Here is a 19901-nt window from a genome sequence, read left to right on the forward strand (position 1 = left end):
GCCCGCAACGGGCGCGCGCGACCTGACATTTTGAGGTTGTTTTGACACATACCCACGACACCGATTCGTCCGAATCCGAGCGCGCCGTGCCGTCGACGCGGACCGACGAAACGCGTACCACGCAAGCGTCGGCAGGCGAGGGCGAGCGCCCGGCGCACAACGCGCAAGCCGACGGCGAAGAGCGTCCGCGCCGCGGCCTGCGTCGCGGGCCGCGCAGCCTGATCGCGCGACGCCGCGCCGGCGCGAAGACGAAGGCCGAAGGCGCGGCTGCGCAAGGCGCGCCGGTCGTCACCGAAGCGCCGCCGGACGGCGAAGTCGTCGCGCAGGTGCGGATGCCGCGCAAGGACGCGGGCGCGAAGCAGGGCGGCCGACGCAATGCGGGCAGCGCGAAGCAGGGCGCGCCGCGCGAAGGTCAGCGCGAGCGTCAGCCGCGTGAAGGGCAACGTGACGGTCAGCGCGAGGGGCAACGTGAAGGTCAGCGCGAGGGGCAACGTGAAGGTCAGCGCCAGAATCGCCGTGGCGGCGAGGCGGCAGCAAGCGCCGAAACCAATCAGGACGATCTGTTTTCGTACGTGACGTCGCCGGCGTTTGACGCCGACAACAGCACGACGGGCGGCGTGCGCGCACCGATGCTGCGCCGTGGCAAGGTCGCCGGCCCGAAGCGCGTGCTGTCGCCGGACGACGACGCGCCGAAGCTGCACAAGGTGCTCGCCGAAGCGGGCATGGGCTCGCGCCGCGACATGGAAGAGCTGATCATCGCCGGCCGCGTGTCGGTGAACGGCGAGCCGGCCCACATCGGCCAGCGCATCATGCCGACCGACCAGGTCCGCATCAACGGCAAGCCGGTCAAGCGCAAGCTGGCCAGCAAGCCGCCGCGCGTGCTGCTGTATCACAAGCCGACCGGCGAAATCGTCAGTCACGCGGATCCGGAGGGCCGTCCGTCGGTGTTCGACAAGCTGCCGCCGATGAAAACCGCCAAGTGGCTCGCGGTCGGCCGTCTCGACTTCAACACCGAAGGTCTGCTGATGCTGACCACCTCGGGCGATCTGGCGAACCGCTTCATGCATCCGCGCTACAGCGTCGAGCGTGAATACGCGGTGCGGGTGGTCGGCGAACTCGCCGAGGGGATGCGCCAGAAGCTGCTGCACGGCGTCGAGCTCGACGACGGTCCGGCTAACTTCCTGCGCATCCGTGATGGCGGTGGCGAGGGCACCAATCACTGGTATCACGTCGCGCTGGCCGAAGGGCGTAACCGCGAAGTGCGTCGCATGTTCGAGGCAGCCGGCCTGATGGTCAGCCGTCTGATCCGTACGCGTCATGGCCCGATCTCGCTGCCGAAGGGCCTCAAGCGCGGTCGTTGGGAAGAACTCGAGGACAACCAGGTGCGCGCGCTGATGGCGTCGGTTGGCCTGAAGGCGCCGAGCGAAGAGCGCGGCGGCCGGAATGCGGCGCCGGAGCGCCGGCAGCCGGATCCGATGCAGACGTCGATGGGCTTCATCAACCGCGAGCCGGTGCTGATGTCGCACAGCCGCTTCGAGCAGCAGCCGCGTGGCCAGGGTCAAGGCCAGGGCCGCCGCGGCGCGGCAGGCGGCGGATTCGGCGCGGGGGCGGGTGCCGGTGCCGGCGGGTTCGGCGGTGGTTTTGGCAATCGCGGTGCGGGTGGCCAGCGTGGCCGCGACGTCGACGGCAATCGTGCGCCGGCGCCGAATGGCAACCGTGCGCGTCCGGGCGGCAAGCGCGCCGGGGCGCCGGCTAACGGCGGCAATCGCGCGCCGGGTGGCAATCGTGGCGGTAACAATGCGAATCGCGCGGGCGGCAATGCCGGGTCGGGCGGCGCGAATCGTGGCGGCGGTGCGCCGCGCGGCCGTTCGCGCGGCCGTTAATCGATCGCCGATCGACTCTGGTCCGCCTGATTGATCGCCAGGCGGCCTGATTTGCACTGATGGACGCTCGCCGGGCGAGCGTCTTTGGATGGTCGGTGAATGACTGTCTGGCCATTGCGCCACTGGCGCAGTCTGCGGACCTCGGCCGAAAGCTTGTCAGCCAGCGCAACGATGCCGCTCATGCGGGATGGCGAATCGCCAGGCGTTTTAATCGTTTATGCGATTCGCCATTTATCGCGCTCGAGTCGCGTTTCACTGGTTTATCGAATTACGCCGATCGCATGAACGGGCTGCCGTGAAATAAGGGCCGGGCTGACGAAAGGCGTTTGATCCCTCCCTTCCGCGCTCCTTCATGACCGTATCGGTCAGCTTGCAAAAGCCCGTGATTGCCGCCACATATGCGAAAGATTCCCATGAAATCAAGCGGAAATGGGCGCTGCACGGCGTTCTGCGGATTGCGTTTGGGACGAAAAATGGCTACAATCGCGGAGTCGCTGGGCGTACGGTTTCTTTATGTGCGGCTCAGGTGCGACCACCGGCAATAAGATGATGGGCGTTTAGCCCATTTTTTTTTGCCGCTCAGTTTCGTGGTTCGGCATCTCGGGTTCGCACCAACGTGCGCCAGCTTGGCGCGCGGCCCGCATTGGTTGTTTGCAGAACAGGCGGCTGGCTCGCTGCGCGAACATCTAAGAGGGCACTGTGCAACTGACGGAACTGATTGAAACCACGGTCGTGGGACTCGGCTACGAGCTCGTCGACTTCGAGCGCACCGGGCGCGGCATGATGTGCATCTATATCGACCAGCCGGCCGGCATCGCGATCGAAGACTGCGAGAAGGTCACGCGTCAGCTCCAGCACGTTCTGACGGTCGAAAATATCGATTACGAGCGGCTCGAAGTGTCGTCGCCCGGGCTCGACCGCCCGCTGAAAAAACTGGCGGATTTTGAACGCTTCGCGGGCAGCGAAGTGGTTATCACACTGAAAAAGCCATTGGACGGACGGAAATCGTACCGGGGCATTCTGCATGCCCCGCAGGGCGAGACGATCGGTCTGGAATTTGAAGGAAAAGAAGGCGCCGCGATGCTCGATTTCACGCTCGCGGACATGGACAAGGCGCGCCTTGTTCCGAAAGTTGACTTTAGGAGCCGCAAACAATGAGTCGCGAAGTGTTGATGCTGGTGGATGCGCTGGCACGCGAGAAGAATGTCGATAAGGACGTGGTATTTGCCGCGCTCGAAGCGGCTCTCGCTTCGGCCTCCAAGAAACTCTTCGAAGAAGATGCGGATATCCGCGTCCACATCGACCGTGAAAGCGGCGAACACGAAACGTTTCGCCGCTGGAAGGTCGTGCCGGACGAAGCCGGTCTGCAGGAGCCGGATCAGGAAATCCTGCTGTTCGAGGCGCGTGAGCAGCAGCCCGAAATCCAGCTCGACGAGTACATCGAGGAACCGGTGCCGTCGATCGAATTCGGCCGCATCGGCGCGCAGGCCGCCAAGCAGGTGATCCTGCAGAAGGTGCGCGACGCCGAGCGCGAGCAGATCCTGAACGACTTCCTCGAGCGCGGCGAACACATCATGACCGGCTCGGTGAAGCGCCTCGACAAGGGCAACTTCATCGTCGAATCGGGCCGTGTCGAAGCGCTGCTGCGCCGCGACCAGCTGATTCCGAAGGAAAACCTGCGCGTGGGCGACCGCGTGCGCGCGTACATCGCGAAGGTCGATCGCACCGCGCGTGGTCCGCAGATCGAGCTGTCGCGTACGGCGCCCGAATTCCTGATGAAGCTGTTCGAGATGGAAGTGCCGGAAATCGAGCAGGGTCTGCTCGAGATCAAGGCGGCGGCTCGCGATCCGGGCGTGCGCGCGAAGATCGGTGTGGTCGCTTATGACAAGCGCATCGATCCGATCGGCACCTGCGTCGGTATCCGCGGCTCGCGCGTGCAGGCCGTGCGCAACGAGCTCGGTGGCGAAAACGTCGACATCGTGCTATGGTCGGAAGACCCTGCCCAGTTCGTAATCGGCGCGCTCGCGCCGGCAGCCGTGCAGTCGATCGTCGTCGACGAAGAAAAGCACTCGATGGACGTGGTCGTCGACGAGAACGAGCTGGCGGTCGCGATCGGCCGCAGCGGCCAGAACGTACGACTCGCCAGCGAACTCACCGGCTGGCAGATCAACATCATGACGCCGGATGAATCTGCGCAGAAGCAGAATCAGGAACGTGGCGTCCTGCGCGACCTGTTCATGGCGCGTCTCGATGTCGACGAGGAAGTCGCCGACATCCTGATCGACGAAGGCTTCACGAGTCTCGAAGAGATCGCCTACGTGCCGCTCAACGAAATGCTCGAAATCGAGGCATTCGACGAAGACACCGTTCACGAACTGCGCAACCGCTCGCGCGACGCGCTCTTGACGCTGGCGATCGCGAACGAAGAAAAGGTCGAAAATGTAGCGCTCGACCTGAAGAGCCTGGACGGCATGGACGCCGACCTGCTCGCGAAGCTGGCCGAACACCAGATCCAGACGCGCGACGAGCTCGCCGAGCTGGCTGTGGACGAACTGGTCGAAATGACTGGAGTGGGAGAGGATGCCGCTAAGGCGTTGATCATGAAAGCACGTGAACACTGGTTCCAGTGAGAAATGACCATGGCGCACTAAATTGAACGCGGCCGTTAGGCCGCATGACACGATGCTAACCGCAAGGAATCGGTCCTTGCATTAAGAGGAATGAATGGCGAGTAACAACGTAGCCCAATTTGCCGCGGAACTGAAAATGCCTGCAGGCGTGCTGCTCGAGCAGCTGCAGGCGGCGGGCGTCACAAAGGCGAGCGAAGACGACAACCTGTCCGAGGCGGACAAGGCGCGTCTGCTCGATCACTTGCGCAAGTCTCACGGCTCGACTGACGCGGACAAGCGCAAGATCACGCTGACGAAACGGCATACGTCGGAAATCAAGCAGTCCGATGCGACGGGTAAAGCTCGCACCATTCAGGTCGAGGTGCGCAAGAAGCGCACGTTCGTCCGCCGTGACGAAACCGCCGCGGAAGGCGGCGATGCATCGAATCATGTGGCCGAGAACGCGGACGCGGAAGATCTGGAACTGCAGCGTCGTGAGGAAGAAGCACGTCACGAAGCCGAACTGCTCGAAAAGCAGGCGCAGGAACTGAAGGCGCGCCAGGAACAGCTCGAACGCGAAGAAGCCGAGCGTCAGGCCCGCGAACAGGCGGCTGAAGCCGAGCGTCAGCGCGCGGAAGAAGATGCGAAGAAGCGCGCGGCGGCTGCGGCCGAAGCGGCGGCTCGCGAGAAGGCGCAGCAGGCAGCGGCGCAAGCCGCCGAACCGGCTGCGGCGAAAGACAGCGCGGACGACGAACGCGCAGCCGCGGAGCGCGCAGCGCAACGCGAAGCCGCGAAGAAGGCGGAAGACGCCGCGCGTCAGGCTGCCGAAAAGGCGCGTGCCGAGCAGGAACAGATCGCCAAGCGTCGTGCGGCGGCGGAAGCCGAAGCGCGTGCGATTCGCGAAATGATGAACACGCCGCGTAAGGCGCAGGTGAAGGCGCCGGAACCGGCACCGAAGCCTGCCGAACCGGCCAAGGCGGCGGAAGCCAAGGGCACGCTGCACAAGCCGGCGCGTCCGGCAGGCGAAGCGCCGGCACGTCCGGCCGCGAAGAAGCCGGCCGCGGCAACACCGGCAGCTACCACCTCACCGTCCGCCGGCGACAAGAAGAAGCCGGGCGCCGGCAAGGGCAGCTGGCAGGACGACGCAGCGAAGCGCCGCGGTATCAAGACGCGCGGCGACTCGAGCGGCGGCGTCGACCGTGGCTGGCGCGGCGGTCCGAAGGGGCGCGGCAAGCATCAGGAGCAGGCCACCACGTTCCAGGCGCCGACCGAACCGATCGTGCGTGAAGTGCACGTGCCGGAAACCATCACGGTTGCCGATCTCGCGCACAAGATGGCCGTGAAGGCTTCCGAAGTCATCAAGGTGATGATGAAGCTCGGCCAGATGGTCACGATCAACCAGATGCTGGACCAGGAAACGGCGATGATCATCGTCGAGGAACTGGGCCATCGCGCGGTCGCGGCGAAGCTGGACGATCCGGAAGCGATGCTGGTCGAAGGCGAAGTGAGCGACGCGGAAGCGTTGCCGCGTCCGCCGGTCGTCACCGTGATGGGTCACGTCGACCACGGCAAGACCTCGCTGCTCGACTACATTCGCCGCGCCAAGGTGGCAGCGGGCGAAGCGGGCGGCATTACGCAGCACATCGGCGCTTACCACGTCGAAACGCCGCGTGGCGTGATCACGTTCCTCGACACGCCGGGTCACGAAGCCTTTACGGCAATGCGTGCCCGCGGTGCGAAAGCGACCGACATCGTGATTCTGGTGGTCGCAGCCGACGACGGCGTGATGCCGCAGACGAAGGAAGCGATCTCCCACGCGAAGGCCGGTGGTGTGCCGCTCGTCGTCGCGATCAACAAGATCGACAAGCCGGATGCGAATCCGGAGCGTGTGAAGCAGGAGCTCGTCGCGGAAGGCGTCGTGCCGGAAGAATACGGCGGCGACTCGCCGTTCGTGCCGGTGTCGGCGAAGACCGGCGCGGGCATCGACGATCTGCTCGAAAACGTGCTGCTGCAGGCCGAAGTGCTGGAACTGAAGGCACCGGTCGAAGCGCCGGCCAAGGGCCTCGTGATCGAAGCGAAGCTCGACAAGGGTAAGGGTCCGGTCGCAACGATCCTCGTCCAGTCCGGTACGCTGAACCGCGGTGACGTCGTGCTGGCAGGCAGCGCCTACGGTCGCGTGCGAGCCATGCTCGACGAAACCGGCAAGCCGACCAAGTCGGCGGGTCCGTCGATCCCGGTCGAAATCCAGGGTCTGTCGGAAGTGCCGCAGGCAGGCGAAGAAGTCATCGTGATGCCGGACGACCGCAAGGCACGCGAAGTTGCACTGTTCCGTCAAGGCAAGTTCCGCGACGTCAAGCTCGCGAAGCAGCAGGCCGCGAAGCTCGAAAACATGCTCGAGCAGATGGGCGAAGGCGAAGTGCAGTACATGCCGCTCATCGTCAAGGCTGACGTGCAGGGTTCGCAGGAAGCGCTGGTGCAGTCGCTGCTGAAGCTCTCCACCGACGAAGTGCGCGTGCAGATCGTGCACGGCGCGGTCGGCGGCATCAGCGAGTCGGACGTCAACCTCGCGACGGCTTCGAAGGCGGTCATCATCGGCTTCAACACCCGTGCGGATGCGCAGGCTCGCAAGCTCGCGGAGTCCAACGGCGTCGATATCCGCTACTACAACATCATCTATGACGCAGTGGATGAGGTGAAGGCGGCGATGTCGGGCATGCTGGCGCCGGAGAAGCGCGAAGTCGTGACGGGCACGGTCGAAGTGCGTCAGGTCTTCAAGGTGCCGAAGGTCGGCGCGGTGGCCGGCTGTATGGTCACGGACGGCTTCGTCAAGCGCTCGTCGTCGGTGCGCGTGCTGCGCAACAACGTCGTCATCTTCACGGGCGAACTCGATTCGCTCAAGCGCTTCAAGGACGACGTGAAGGAAGTCCGTCAGGGCTTCGAGTGCGGTATGTCGATCAAGAACTTCAACGACATCGTCGAAGGCGATCAGTTCGAAGTCTTCGAAGTCACCGAAGTCGCGCGTACGCTGTAATTCACGCGACACGGGCACAGCGGGCGGAACGGGCTTGACGCCCGCTCCGCCCGTTGTTTTTGAGCCTGTCGGGTTGAGTTTGTCGCCGGGGCCGTTGTGGCGTTTGTCCTGGTCGAGGCCACTGAGTCGGCAGACCGCCGAGAGGCCGCGACAACGGTGATACCGTCCTGTCGCGGGACAACACACGGCTCGCGCGAATCATTTTTTGCATCCGTCATAGCGGAGCACACAACACCATGCCTAAGAAACGTTCTTCTCCCAATCGCAACGTGCAGATTGCCGATCAGATCCAGCGCGATCTCGCTGAATTGCTGCGCGAGGTCAAGGATCCGCGCATCGGTATCGTCACGTTTCAGAGCGTCGAGCTGACGCCGGACTACGCGCACGCGAAGATCTACTTCACGACGCTGACCGGCGACCCGCAACAGACGCTCGAAGCGCTCACGCACGCGGCCGGCCATCTGCGCAATCTGCTGTTCAAGCGTCTGCACATTCATACGGTGCCGACGCTGCATTTCCACTACGACAAGACGATCGAGCGCGCCGTCGAAATGTCGCGTCTGATCGACGAGGCAAACGCCACGCGCGCGAAAGACGACTGAGTCTCCGTCGGTCACGTCACGTCATGCCGCGCGGCGTGTTGTGCGGCGCGCGGCGCCGTTTTTCGCATTCACCGAAGTTTTTGCCTCACTCGATATGACCGCACCTCAACGCCCCCGCGTGCCGCGTCGCGCGCTCGACGGCGTGCTGCTGCTCGACAAGCCGCTCGGCCTGTCGAGTAACGACGCGCTGATTCGCGCGAAGCGTCTCTATCTGGCGAAAAAGGCGGGCCACACCGGCACGCTCGATCCGCTCGCAACCGGCCTGCTACCGCTGTGTTTCGGCGAAGCCACCAAGTTTTCGCAAGACCTGCTCGAGGCCGACAAGACCTACGAGGCCACGATGCGCCTCGGCATCCGCACGACCACCGGCGACGCGGAAGGCGAGCCGCTCGAGATTCGCACGGTCGATTGCGACGAAGCGGCGGTGCAGGCGGTCCTGCCGCGCTTCATCGGCGAAATCGTGCAGGTGCCCCCGATGTATTCGGCGCTCAAGCGCGACGGCAAGCCGCTCTATGAATACGCGCGGGCCGGCCAGACGGTCGAGCGCGAAGGGCGGCAGGTGACGATCCATGCACTCGAAATGATTGCGTGCGCGTTGCCAGACGTGACGTTTCGCGTGACCTGCAGCAAGGGCACGTATGTACGCACGCTCGCCGAGGACATCGGCGAAGCGCTCGGGTGCGGTGCGCATCTGGTCGCGTTGCGTCGCACCGGCGTGGGCGCGCTGACGCTGGAGCATTCGGTCACGCTCGACGCGCTGTCCGATGCGACCGAGACTGAGCGCGACGCATGGCTGCAACCGGTCGACGCGTTGCTGTCGACGTTCCCGCAGGTCTGTCTGAACGATGACGACACGCGCCGTTTCCTGCACGGCCAGCGCCTGAAACTGTCGACGCTCACGATCACGGCCGATGCCGCGAAAGCAGCGCGCGTCAGAGTGTATTCCGCGCAGGGGCAACTGTTGGGTGTCGCGAAGCCGGGCGAGGGTGTGCTCGCGCCGGAACGGCTGGTGGTGACGACGCAGAGTTAAGCGCAGCTGTTCTGTCGGCGCGAACGCGCGCAATAAAAAAGCGGGATCACTATTGAACGATCCCGCTTTTTTTCATGCCGTTTATCAGCGCGTGGCTGACTTGAGAGTCGACCTGAAAGCCGACCCCGAAGCAACGCTTCAATGCGCCGCGGCGGCTGCCGCACCCGCATCGCCGCCCGCGCGTTCCGGACGCGTAATCCAGATCAACGCGATCAGCGCGACGAAGATGCCGGCCGAGATAAAGAACAGATCGTTCACGCCAAGCTGGGCCGCCTGCTGCGTGACCATGTTGTTGAAGAGGCCGTAGGTCTGTTGCTGATTGAGGCCAGCCGCGCCCATCTGCTGGATCGAATGACCGAACGTCGGGTTATACGCATTCGCCTGCTCGGTCAGCTGCGCGTGATGCATGATCGTGCGGTGATCCCATGCGGTCTGGAAGATCGACGTACCGATACCGCCGCACATGATCCGCACGAAATTCGACAGACCCGATGCCGCCGGAATCCGATGCCCGGGCAAGCCCGACAGCGTGATCGACACGAGCGGAATAAAGAAGCCCGCCATGCCGATGCCCTGGATCAGCGTGGGCAGCGTCAGCGACCACGTATCGACGCCGGTCGTATAACGCGAACGCATCCAGAAACACAGCGCGAAGATCAGGAACGACAGCGTCGCGATATAGCGCGGATCGGTACGCGGCAATATCTTGCCGGTGAGCGGCGACAGCAGGATCGCGAACACACCGACCGGCGCCATCACGAGACCGGCTTCGGTCGCGGTGTAGCCGATATCGGTCTGCAGCCACAGCGGCAGCAGCACCAGATTGCCGAAGTAAAGCCCGTAGCCGATCGACAGCGCGATCGTGCCGCCGGTGAAATTGCGCCGGCTGAACAGCGACAGGTCCACCACCGGATGCTCGGCCGTCAATTCCCACACGATGAAGAACGCCAGCGCGATCACCGCGACGAGCGCGAGCACGACGATCGTCGTCGACGAGAACCAGTCGAGGTCCTTGCCCTTGTCGAGCATGACCTGCAGCGAGCCCACCCAGACGATCAGAAGACCCAGACCGACGCCGTCGATCGGCGCCTTGCGGATGACCGAGTCGCGGTTGCGGAAAATCATCCACGTCGCGATCGCTGCCACCGCGCCGACCGGAATGTTGACGTAGAAGATCCACGGCCACGAGATATTGTCGGAAATCCAGCCGCCGAGAATCGGTCCGGCCACCGGCGCGATCAGCGTGGTCATCGCCCACATCGATAACGCCATCGGCGCCTTCGCGCGTGGATAGCTCGCGAGCAGCAGCGTTTGCGACAGCGGGATCATCGGACCGGCCACCGCGCCTTGCAGCACGCGCGACGCGAGCAGGAACGGCAGATTCGGCGACAGCCCGCACATCCACGACGACAGCACGAAGAGCACGATCGACGCCATGAACAGGCGCACCTGGCCGACGCGGTCGGTGAGCCAGCCGGTCAGCGGCACCGAGATCGCGTTGGCGACTGCGAACGACGTGATCACCCACGTGCCCTGATCGGACGATACGCCGAGATCGCCGGAAATCGACGGGATCGACACGTTCGCGATCGACGTGTCGAGCACGTTCATGAACACGGCGAGCGACACCGCGATGGTGCCGATCACCAGTTGCGCGCCCTCGAGCGGCGGGTGAGGGACTTGCGCCTGAGCCTGAGCCATTAAGAAAGCCTTCTATGAATCGTCCGCGCCGCTCAGCTCTTCGCTGCCGGTTTCGCCGCGGCCGCGCCGCCTTGAGCAGCCGACTTCGGCGCACTGCCGTTTGCATTCTGGCCGGCGTTTTCCGCGATGATGCGTGCGATTTCCGCATCGGCTTCCGCGCCGTACTTGTCGAAGACGTTGGTCTGGTAAGCCGTGTTCGACGCATTGCCGAGCTGGCCGCCGGTGTCGTCCTTGATGTTGACGTCGGCCTGCATCGACAGACCGATGCGCAGCGGGTGCTTCTCGAGTTCCTGCGGATCGAGCGCGATGCGCACCGGCAGACGCTGCACCACCTTGATCCAGTTGCCGGTCGCGTTCTGCGCGGGCAGCAGCGAGAACGCCGAACCCGTGCCCGCCGAGAAGCCGACCACCTTGCCGTGGTACGGCACCGACGAACCGTACACGTCGGCCGTCAGTTCGACCGGCTGGCCGATGCGCATGTGCTTCAGCTGCACTTCCTTGAAGTTCGCGTCGACCCACACGTCATGCAGCGGCACGATCGCCATCAGCGGTGTGCCCGGCGACACGCGCTGGCCGACCTGCACCGAGCGCTTCGCGACATAACCGGTGACCGGCGCCGGCAGCGTATTGCGGGCGTGGTTCAGGTACGCGTCACGCACTTTTGCGGCAGCGGCCTGCACGTTCGGGTGATCGGAGATCGTGGTGTTCGCGGTCAGTGCGTGGTTCGCGGCGAGCTGCTGTTTGGCGGCATCGAGCGCGGCCTGGGCGGTCTTTACCGTATCGCGTGCGTGCGAGATTTCTTCCAGCGACACCGCGCCGCTTTGCGCGACGGCCTCACGGCGCTTCAGGTCGTCCTGGGCGCGCGACAGATCCGCCTGACGGGCGACGACCTGCGCTTCGTACTGGCTGTCGTCGGCGAACAGGCCGCGCACCTGGCGCACCACCTGGGCGAGATTCGCTTCCGCCTGCTGGAGCGCGACGCGCGCGTCGGCCGGATCGAGCACGACGAGCGGATCGCCGGCCTTGACGATCTGCGTGTCGTCCGCGTTCACCGCGATCACGGTGCCCGTGACCTGCGGCGTGATCTGCACGACGTTGCCGCTCACATAGGCGTCGTCGGTGTCTTCATGGAAGCGCGCGACGAGGAAATAGTACAGACCGTACGCGACCGCGGCGATCAGGATCACGATGACGAGCAACGTCATCATGCGCTTGCGTTTGCCGTTATTCGCCGCTTGCGGTGGAGTGGCGGGCTGCTGGGGGGTGCTCATTGATGTGCTCCGGGTTCTTTTGAACGTCGTCGTTTATTCGGGTATTCGTCGGTAGGCGGTTCGTTGGCGCGAGGGCGTCCGCTCAGTTCGCGGCGGTGCTCGTGGCCGCCTTCGCCGCGGTGCTCGTGCTCGCGGCTGCGGCCGATGCCGGGGCATCGGTCGGCACCACGAGACCGCTCTGGGTCGCGTCGAAACCGCCACCCAGCGCCTTGATCAGGCCGATCTGCAGATTGCGGCGGCGCATCTTCAGGCCGGTGACCGTCTGCTCGGCGGCGAGGCGGTTTTCGTCGGCGGTCAGCACCTGCAACTGCGGCGACAGACCCGCCTTGTAGCGGATCACGGCGAGCTGGTAGGCCTTGCTCGACGCCTCGAGCGCACGCTGTGCGTCGCCTTCCTGGCGGTCGATCGAGCGGATCGACGACACCTGCGTCGACACGTCCTGCAGCGCGTTGATCAACGTCTGGTTGTAGTTCGCGACGTCGAGGTCGAAGTCGGCGTAGCGGCCTTTCAACTGTGCGCGCAGCGCGCCGGCGTCGAAGAGCGGCAGGTGGATTGCCGGGCCGAACTGGATCTGGCGGCTCGACGCGGTCAGGAAGCGGCCCCAACCGAACGCGTCGAAGCCGAAGCCGGCCGCGAGGTTGACGTCCGGGAAGAATTCGGCCTTCGCTTCCTTGACGTCGTGCATCGCGGCTTCGACCTGCCAGCGCGCGGCGACGATGTCGGCGCGGCGCGACACGAGGTCGGCCGGAATGTTGTCCGGCAGCGTGACCGCGTTGCCGCCGGTGAGCACCGGCTTGTCGATCTGCAGGCCGCGGTCCGGACCCTTGCCGAGCAGCGCGCCCAGCTGGTAGCGCACCACCGTGATCTGGCCGTCGAGGTCGGTCAGGTTCGACTGGCTCGTCGCGATATTGCCGGTCGCGGTCTGCTTCTCGACGTTGGTGTCGAGGCCGGCCGTGACGCGGTCGTTCGTGATGCGGCCGATGTCCTGGCGGTTGGCGATTTCGCGCTGGGAGATCTCGCGGAACGCGTACAGCTGCGCGAGCTGGTTGTAGGTGCTCGCGACCGATGCCGCGAGCGTCACGCGTGCCTGCTGCATGTCGGCCTCGGCGGCCATTTTCTGCGACACGGCCTGGCCGAGCCGTTGACGGTTCTTGCCCCACAGGTCGAGATCCCACGACGCGCTGGCGAGCACGTTGTTTTCGCTATACCAGGAGCCGCCGTACGGAGGAGGGAACAGCGCATTCTCGGAGTACAGCTCGCGGGTCCACGAATACTTGAGATCGGCCTTCGGGAACAGCGCGGAGCGGGAGCTCTCGATATACGACGAGGCCTTCGCGAGCCGCGCCTGCGCCTGGGCGATCGACGGGCTGCCTTCGAGCGCTTCCTCGATCAGCCTGGGCAGTTGCGGATCGCCGAACTGGTTGGCCCAGTCGAGCGACGGCCACTGGCCGCCTTCGCCCGGCAGGCTCTGCGTCGACTCGTACTGCGTCGGCGCGGCGATCTGCTTGTCGCTTTTCATGCCGAAGTAGTTCGCGCACCCCGTAAGGGCGAGCGCCGTCACCGCGGCGGCGACAGCGGCCCGGCTCGGAAGCGCGGGCGCGGACAGGGAAAGGGATTTCATCGCTCGACTCTTTGAGTGGAATGTAATGATGGACGCAGCAAGTAATTTCTTACGATTTGCTGTCGAAATTGCTTGCGGCATCACGGGATAGTCCCGTTTGTTCGCCGGAATTCACGAGCACGCGGCGCAGCATGCTCTTCAGGAAGCCCACTTCCTCGGGGGTAAAGCCGTTCAGCAGGCTGTCGAGTACGCCGTTGAAAATGCCCGGCATGCGGGCCGCGATCGCGTGACCTTCCGGCGTCAGCGCGAGGCGCACGACGCGCCGGTCTTCGTTGCTGCGCACCCGGGTGAGCAGCCCGCGCTTCTCGAGCCGGTCGATCAGACGCGTGACGGCGCTGGCATCGATGCCGTACTCGCGCGCCAGTTCGGCCGCGAGCAGGCATTTGCCGCTGGCCACCATGAACAGGATGCTGCCTTGCTGGCTGGTGATGCCGAGCTCGGCCATGCTGCGTTGTGTGACGAGGTTGGACAGTGTCGATTTCACCCGCGAGATGAGATAGCCGACGCTTTCTCCGAGCTGGTACTCGCTGAGGTCCGGCGTGGGTTCGTTGGACGGCTCCGTCATGTTTCTCGTGCGAATGCAATGGTTGACTAGGCAGTAGTATAGTCGGCTGTTGATTGACACGACAAGCGTTATTACAGCTTAGGCAACGATTTTTTCGCCCTCAAGTAAGAAACGGGTACGGATTGCCGTAGGACGCAGCGGGGCGGGCGATCGGCGGCGAGCGGCCGAGCCGGGGTGGAAGGCGGTCTATCCGGGAATACCAGAAAGCATCATCTTCCCGTGCTATAATGTTGGGTTCCCAAAAGTGCGCTTTGGGCTAGTCGTGATTGGGCTTGTCGTGGTTTATCTCCCCAACCAGCATCAGCAGGCGGCAGCAAGCGGCGCACTCCAACTGTCTTCAGGTTTCCTATGACCCGCGCCCTACGCAACATCGCCATCATCGCTCACGTCGACCACGGCAAGACCACGCTCGTCGACCAGCTCCTCCGTCAGACCGCCACGTTCCGCGACAACCAGCAGGTTGCCGAACGCGTGATGGACTCGAACGACATCGAAAAGGAGCGTGGCATCACGATCCTGTCGAAGAACTGCGCGGTGGAATACGAAGGCACCCACATCAACATCGTCGATACGCCGGGACACGCGGACTTCGGCGGCGAGGTGGAGCGTGTGCTGTCGATGGTCGACTCGGTGCTGCTGCTCGTCGACGCGGTCGAAGGCCCGATGCCGCAAACGCGTTTCGTGACCAAGAAGGCGCTCGCGCTCGGTCTGAAGCCGATCGTGGTGGTCAACAAGGTCGATCGTCCGGGCGCGCGGGTGGATTGGGTGATCAACCAGACTTTCGACCTGTTCGACAAGCTCGGCGCAAGCGAAGAGCAGCTCGACTTCCCGATCGTCTACGCGTCGGGTCTGAACGGTTACGCCGGCCTCACGCCGGAAGTGCGCGACGGCGACATGCGTCCGCTGTTCGAGGCGATCCTCCAGCACGTGCCGGTCCGCCCGGCCGATCCGGAAGGTCCGCTGCAGCTGCAGATCACGTCGCTCGACTATTCGTCGTACGTCGGCCGTATCGGCATTGGCCGCATCACGCGCGGCCGCATCAAGCCGGGTATGGCCGTCGCGGTGCGTTCGGGTCCGGAAGGCGAAATCCTCAATCGCAAGATCAACCAGGTGCTGTCGTTCAAGGGTCTCGATCGCGTGCAGGTCGACTCGGCTGAAGCGGGCGACATCGTGCTGATCAACGGTATCGAAGAAGTCGGCATCGGCGTGACCATCTGCTCGCCGGAACAACCGGAAGCGCTGCCGATGATCACCGTCGACGAACCTACGCTGACCATGAACTTCCTCGTCAACTCGTCGCCGCTCGCCGGCCGCGAAGGCAAGTTCGTCACGAGCCGCCAGATTCGTGACCGCCTGACGAAGGAACTGAATCACAACGTCGCGCTGCGCGTGCGCGATACCGGCGACGAAACCACGTTCGAAGTGGCGGGCCGCGGTGAGCTGCACCTGACCATTCTGGTCGAAAACATGCGCCGCGAAGGCTACGAGCTGGCCGTGTCGCGTCCGCGCGTGGTGATGCAGGAAGTCGACGGCGTGATGCACGAGCCGTACGAAAACCTGACCGTCGACATGGAAGACACGCACCAGGGCGGCGTGATGGAAGAACTCGGCCGCCGCAAGGGCGAAATGCTCGACATGGCGTCGGACGGCCGTGGCCGTACGCGTCTCGAGTACCGTATTTCGGCGCGCGGTCTGATCGGCTTCCAGTCGGAATTCCTCACGCTCACGCGCGGCACGGGTCTGATGAGCCACACGTTCGACTCGTACCAGCCGGTCAAGGAAGGCGCGGTCGGCGAGCGTCGTAACGGCGTGCTGATCTCGCAGGACGACGGCGCGGCCGTCGCATACGCGCTGTGGAAGCTGCAGGATCGCGGCCGCATGTTCGTGACGCCGGGCGAGGCACTGTATGAAGGCATGATCATCGGCATTCACAGCCGCGACAACGATCTCGTCGTGAACCCGATCAAGGGCAAGCAGCTCACCAACGTGCGCGCGTCGGGTACCGACGAAGCGGTGCGTCTGGTGCCGCCGGTCCAGCTGTCGCTGGAATACGCGGTCGAGTTCATCGACGACGACGAACTGGTCGAAGTCACGCCGAAGTCGATCCGTCTGCGCAAGCGCTATCTGAAGGAACACGAGCGCCGCAGCGCGAGCCGTAACAAGGCAGAGTAAGCAGATCGCGAGCCTGTCTGAATAGCAGCATCGGAAGCCACCTTCGGGTGGCTTCGTCATTTCTGGCGCATCAAAAACGATGACGTTGCAGCGGGACGCGTGGACGCCGGTTTCCCCAGAGGCAATGCCGCGCGTCCGCGGTCAGTCCGCTCATCCTCCGCCCATTCCCCCATTTCCGACAGAACACTGTTGCACGCTGCGAAGAGGTGCTCGATGGCCCCTGAAACGCCCGCCCTTACGGGCATTTGCGCCTATGCTGTTCGCTATCTGGGCTATTCGTTCTGTGCTATGCTCCCGGGTGCAAAGTTTTAGGTCCTTCCAAGCAAGACTTGATTCGCGCAATCCGCTAAACGGTCAGGCCGTGTCGCGGAAGGTTCTGTAACCCGCTATTTCTCGAGAAGCTCGAAGAAAGGTGAGCGTAAAAATGATGAAGCAATTCCAGTCGAACTCTTATCTGTTCGGCGGCAATGCTCCGTACGTTGAAGAAATGTACGAAGCGTACCTCGACAATCCGGCTTCGGTGCCCGATACGTGGCGCAGCTATTTTGATGCGCTGCAAAACGTACCTGCATCGGATGGCAGCAACGCCAACGACGTGGCCCACGGCCCGATCGTCGAATCGTTTGCCCAGCGCGCCAAGGCCAATGCCTTCCTGCCGCGTGCCACGGCCGGCGGCGAGGACCTCGCTACCGCCCGCAAACAGGTCTACGTCCAGTCCCTCATCGGCGCATATCGCTTCCTCGGCTCGCAATGGGCCAATCTCGATCCTCTGAAGCGCCGCGAACGTCCCGCGATCCCCGAACTTGAACCCGCGTTCTACGACTTCACCGAAGCCGACATGGACCAGGAGTTCAGCGCAACGAATCTGTACTTCGGGTTCGAGCGCGGCACGCTGCGCGACATCGTCAAGGCACTGCGCGACACGTACTGCGGCACGATCGGCGCCGAGTACATGTACATCAGCGATCCGGAGCAGAAGCGCTGGTGGAAGGAACGCCTCGAATCGATCCGTTCGACGCCGAACTTCAGCAACGACAAGAAGAAGCACATCCTGAACCGCCTGACGGCCGCCGAAGGCCTCGAGCGTTTCCTGCACACCAAGTACGTCGGTCAGAAGCGCTTCTCGCTGGAAGGCGGCGAGAGCTTCATCGCGTCGATGGACGAAGTGGTGCGTCACGCTGGCGCCAACGGCGTCCAGGAAATCGTCATCGGCATGGCTCACCGTGGCCGTCTGAATGTGCTGGTCAACACGCTCGGCAAGATGCCGGCTGACCTGTTCGCCGAATTCGAAGGCAAGCACGTCGACGATCTGCCGGCTGGCGACGTGAAATACCACAAGGGCTTCTCGTCGGACGTCTCGACGGAAGGCGGCCCGGTTCACCTGTCGCTCGCGTTCAACCCGTCGCACCTCGAAATCGTCAACCCGGTGGTCGAAGGTTCGGCGAAGGCACGTATGGATCGCCGCGGCGACGAAGACGGCCTGCAGGTGCTGCCGGTGCAGATCCACGGCGACGCGGCTTTCGCGGGCCAGGGCGTCGTGATGGAAACGCTGAACCTCGCGCAAACGCGCGGTTACGGCACGCACGGCACGCTGCACATCGTCATCAACAACCAGATCGGCTTCACGACGTCGGACCCGCGCGATTCGCGCTCCACGTTGTACTGCTCGGACGTCGTCAAGATGATCGAAGCGCCGGTGCTGCACGTGAACGGTGACGATCCCGAAGCGGTCGTGCTGGCTACGCAAATGGCTATCGACTTCCGGATGCAGTTCCACAAGGACGTCGTCGTCGACATCGTCTGCTTCCGCAAGCTGGGTCACAACGAGCAGGACACGCCGGCGGTCACGCAGCCGCTGATGTACAAGACCATCGCCAAGCACCCGGGCACGCGCGCGCTGTACGCTGAAAAGCTGGTGCAGCAGGGCGTGATCACGGCGGAAGAAGGCGACGAATTCGTCAAGGCCTACCGCAAGGCGATGGACGAAGGTCACCACACGGTCGATCCGGTGCTCTCGAACTACAAGAGCAAGTACGCGGTCGACTGGGTTCCGTTCCTGAACCGCAAGTGGACCGACGCAGCCGACACGGCTGTGCCGCTCGCCGAACTGAAGCGCCTTGCTGAGCGCATCACGACGGTGCCGGAAAACTTCAAGGTTCACCCGCTCGTCGAGCGTGTGATCAACGACCGTCGCGCGATGGGCCGCGGCGAAGCCAAGCTCGACTGGGGCATGGGCGAACACCTCGCGTTCGCGTCGCTGGTCGCGTCGGGCTACGCGGTGCGCCTGACCGGTCAGGATTCGGGCCGCGGCACGTTCACGCACCGTCACGCGGTGCTGCACGATCAGAACCGCGAACGCTGGAACGACGGCACCTACGTGCCGCTGCAGAACATCGCCGAAGGTCAGGCGAAGTTCACGGTGATCGACTCGGTGCTGTCGGAAGAAGCGGTGCTCGGCTTCGAATACGGCTACTCGACCGCTGAACCGAACACGTTCGTCGCGTGGGAAGCGCAGTTCGGCGACTTCGTGAACGGCGCGCAAGTCGTGATCGACCAGTTCATCTCGTCGGGCGAAGTGAAGTGGGGCCGCGTGTCGGGCCTGACCATGCTGCTGCCGCACGGCTACGAAGGCCAGGGTCCGGAGCACTCGTCGGCGCGTATCGAGCGTTTCCTGCAACTGTGCGCAGACCACAACATGCAGGTCGTTCAGCCGACCACGCCGGCGCAGATCTTCCACCTGCTGCGTCGCCAGATGATCCGCCTGTTCCGCAAGCCGCTGATCGTCGCTACGCCGAAGTCGCTGCTGCGCCACAAGGAAGCGGTGTCGGATCTGTCGGAACTGGCGAAGGGTTCGTTCCAGCCGGTGCTCGGCGAAACCGACGAGTCGATCGACGCGAAGAAGGTCAAGCGCGTGATCGCCTGCTCGGGCCGCGTGTACTACGACCTCGTCGCGCATCGCCGCGAAGCGAAGGCGAACGACGTCGCGATCATCCGTATCGAACAGCTCTATCCGTTCGCGCATAAGCAGTTCGAAGCGGAAATGAAGAAGTACGACAACGCGACCGAAGTGGTGTGGGTTCAGGACGAGCCGCAGAATCAGGGCCCGTGGTTCTACATCGAGCACCATCTGAAGGAAGGCATGAAGGACGGGCAGAAGCTGGCGTACAGCGGCCGTCCGGCTTCGGCCTCGCCGGCAGTCGGCTACTACGCGAAGCACTACGAGCAGCAGAAGGCGCTGGTCGAAGGCGCTTTCGGCCGCCTCAAGAGCGCGTCGATCGCCAAGTAAGGAAAACAGACGAGCCGGGAAAGCGCCGAGCGCTTTCCCGCGCCACGCCTGAGGAGCCAATCAGGGCTCAGGCGCGGCGCGCAGGGTTCGCAGGCGGTCGCAAGGAAGCACCGTCACCCGATACGTATTC

General features: G+C 64.0%; 13 protein-coding genes. 8 read left to right on the top strand and 5 right to left on the bottom strand.

Features of this window, described 5'->3' with window-relative positions; genetic code table 11:
- The first annotated feature begins 41 nt into the window (after nucleotides 1-41).
- Entirely contained in the window at nucleotides 42-1883 is a 1842-nt protein-coding gene (rluB, locus tag HHL14_RS15515) for a 23S rRNA pseudouridine(2605) synthase RluB (protein ID WP_169498493.1), read from the top strand.
- Here rluB and HHL14_RS15520 read toward each other — a convergent pair.
- Nucleotides 1880-2065 (bottom strand): hypothetical protein, encoded by a 186-nt coding sequence (locus tag HHL14_RS15520; RefSeq protein WP_169498494.1) that lies wholly within the window; start codon nucleotides 2063-2065, stop codon nucleotides 1880-1882. The two genes, rluB and HHL14_RS15520, sit on opposite strands and share 4 nt — an antisense overlap.
- A gap of 517 nt (nucleotides 2066-2582) precedes the next feature.
- Between HHL14_RS15520 and rimP the strand changes: the two genes are divergently transcribed.
- The 5 genes from rimP (at nucleotide 2583) to truB (ending at nucleotide 9155) form a co-directional block, all read left to right on the top strand.
- Nucleotides 2583-3041: a ribosome maturation factor RimP gene (gene rimP / locus HHL14_RS15525; RefSeq protein ID WP_064269683.1), complete on the top strand. Its 459-nt coding sequence runs from the start codon at nucleotides 2583-2585 to the stop codon at nucleotides 3039-3041.
- Nucleotides 3038-4513, top strand: a complete 1476-nt coding sequence (gene nusA, locus HHL14_RS15530) for a transcription termination factor NusA (RefSeq protein WP_169498495.1) — start codon at nucleotides 3038-3040, stop codon at nucleotides 4511-4513. Before rimP ends, nusA begins: the two co-directional genes overlap by 4 nt.
- A gap of 94 nt (nucleotides 4514-4607) precedes the next feature.
- Entirely contained in the window at nucleotides 4608-7523 is a 2916-nt protein-coding gene (gene infB / locus HHL14_RS15535; protein ID WP_169498496.1) for a translation initiation factor IF-2, read from the top strand.
- A 236-nt stretch (nucleotides 7524-7759) separates the two neighbouring features.
- Nucleotides 7760-8125 (top strand): 30S ribosome-binding factor RbfA, encoded by a 366-nt coding sequence (gene rbfA / locus HHL14_RS15540; protein ID WP_169498497.1) that lies wholly within the window; start codon nucleotides 7760-7762, stop codon nucleotides 8123-8125.
- 94 nt (nucleotides 8126-8219) lie between these two features.
- Nucleotides 8220-9155, top strand: a complete 936-nt coding sequence (gene truB / locus HHL14_RS15545; protein WP_169498498.1) for a tRNA pseudouridine(55) synthase TruB — start codon at nucleotides 8220-8222, stop codon at nucleotides 9153-9155.
- 138 nt (nucleotides 9156-9293) lie between these two features.
- Here truB and HHL14_RS15550 read toward each other — a convergent pair whose 3' ends face one another.
- The 4 genes from HHL14_RS15550 to HHL14_RS15565 form a co-directional block, all read right to left on the bottom strand.
- Nucleotides 9294-10856 (bottom strand): DHA2 family efflux MFS transporter permease subunit, encoded by a 1563-nt coding sequence (locus HHL14_RS15550; RefSeq protein ID WP_169498499.1) that lies wholly within the window; start codon nucleotides 10854-10856, stop codon nucleotides 9294-9296.
- A 32-nt stretch (nucleotides 10857-10888) separates the two neighbouring features.
- Nucleotides 10889-12127, bottom strand: a complete 1239-nt coding sequence (locus HHL14_RS15555; RefSeq protein WP_169498500.1) for an EmrA/EmrK family multidrug efflux transporter periplasmic adaptor subunit — start codon at nucleotides 12125-12127, stop codon at nucleotides 10889-10891.
- 82 nt (nucleotides 12128-12209) lie between these two features.
- Nucleotides 12210-13748, bottom strand: a complete 1539-nt coding sequence (locus tag HHL14_RS15560; RefSeq protein WP_169498501.1) for an efflux transporter outer membrane subunit — start codon at nucleotides 13746-13748, stop codon at nucleotides 12210-12212.
- Nucleotides 13749-13797: 49 nt separating this feature from the next.
- On the bottom strand, nucleotides 13798-14313 hold the full coding sequence (locus tag HHL14_RS15565; RefSeq protein WP_169498502.1) for a MarR family winged helix-turn-helix transcriptional regulator: 516 nt from the start codon (nucleotides 14311-14313) through the stop codon (nucleotides 13798-13800).
- A 348-nt stretch (nucleotides 14314-14661) separates the two neighbouring features.
- Here HHL14_RS15565 and typA point away from each other — a divergent pair, with 348 nt between their 5' ends.
- Nucleotides 14662-16485 (top strand): translational GTPase TypA, encoded by a 1824-nt coding sequence (typA, locus tag HHL14_RS15570; protein ID WP_169498503.1) that lies wholly within the window; start codon nucleotides 14662-14664, stop codon nucleotides 16483-16485.
- A 424-nt stretch (nucleotides 16486-16909) separates the two neighbouring features.
- On the top strand, nucleotides 16910-19771 hold the full coding sequence (locus tag HHL14_RS15575) for a 2-oxoglutarate dehydrogenase E1 component (protein ID WP_169498504.1): 2862 nt from the start codon (nucleotides 16910-16912) through the stop codon (nucleotides 19769-19771).
- Nucleotides 19772-19901 lie beyond the last annotated feature (130 nt).

This window comes from Paraburkholderia antibiotica, from assembly GCF_012927125.1.
Classification (GTDB): domain Bacteria; phylum Pseudomonadota; class Gammaproteobacteria; order Burkholderiales; family Burkholderiaceae; genus Paraburkholderia; species Paraburkholderia antibiotica.

Coding starts and splice junctions, on each gene's coding strand:
- infB (WP_169498496.1), top strand. CDS start 4,608: ATGGCGAGTAACAACGTAGCCCAATTTGCCGCGGAACTGAAAATGCCT.
- HHL14_RS15550 (WP_169498499.1), bottom strand. CDS start 10,856: ATGGCTCAGGCTCAGGCGCAAGTCCCTCACCCGCCGCTCGAGGGCGCG.
- HHL14_RS15565 (WP_169498502.1), bottom strand. CDS start 14,313: ATGACGGAGCCGTCCAACGAACCCACGCCGGACCTCAGCGAGTACCAG.
- HHL14_RS15520 (WP_169498494.1), bottom strand. CDS start 2,065: ATGAGCGGCATCGTTGCGCTGGCTGACAAGCTTTCGGCCGAGGTCCGC.
- nusA (WP_169498495.1), top strand. CDS start 3,038: ATGAGTCGCGAAGTGTTGATGCTGGTGGATGCGCTGGCACGCGAGAAG.
- HHL14_RS15575 (WP_169498504.1), top strand. CDS start 16,910: ATGATGAAGCAATTCCAGTCGAACTCTTATCTGTTCGGCGGCAATGCT.
- HHL14_RS15560 (WP_169498501.1), bottom strand. CDS start 13,748: ATGAAATCCCTTTCCCTGTCCGCGCCCGCGCTTCCGAGCCGGGCCGCT.
- HHL14_RS15555 (WP_169498500.1), bottom strand. CDS start 12,127: ATGAGCACCCCCCAGCAGCCCGCCACTCCACCGCAAGCGGCGAATAAC.
- typA (WP_169498503.1), top strand. CDS start 14,662: ATGACCCGCGCCCTACGCAACATCGCCATCATCGCTCACGTCGACCAC.
- rbfA (WP_169498497.1), top strand. CDS start 7,760: ATGCCTAAGAAACGTTCTTCTCCCAATCGCAACGTGCAGATTGCCGAT.
- truB (WP_169498498.1), top strand. CDS start 8,220: ATGACCGCACCTCAACGCCCCCGCGTGCCGCGTCGCGCGCTCGACGGC.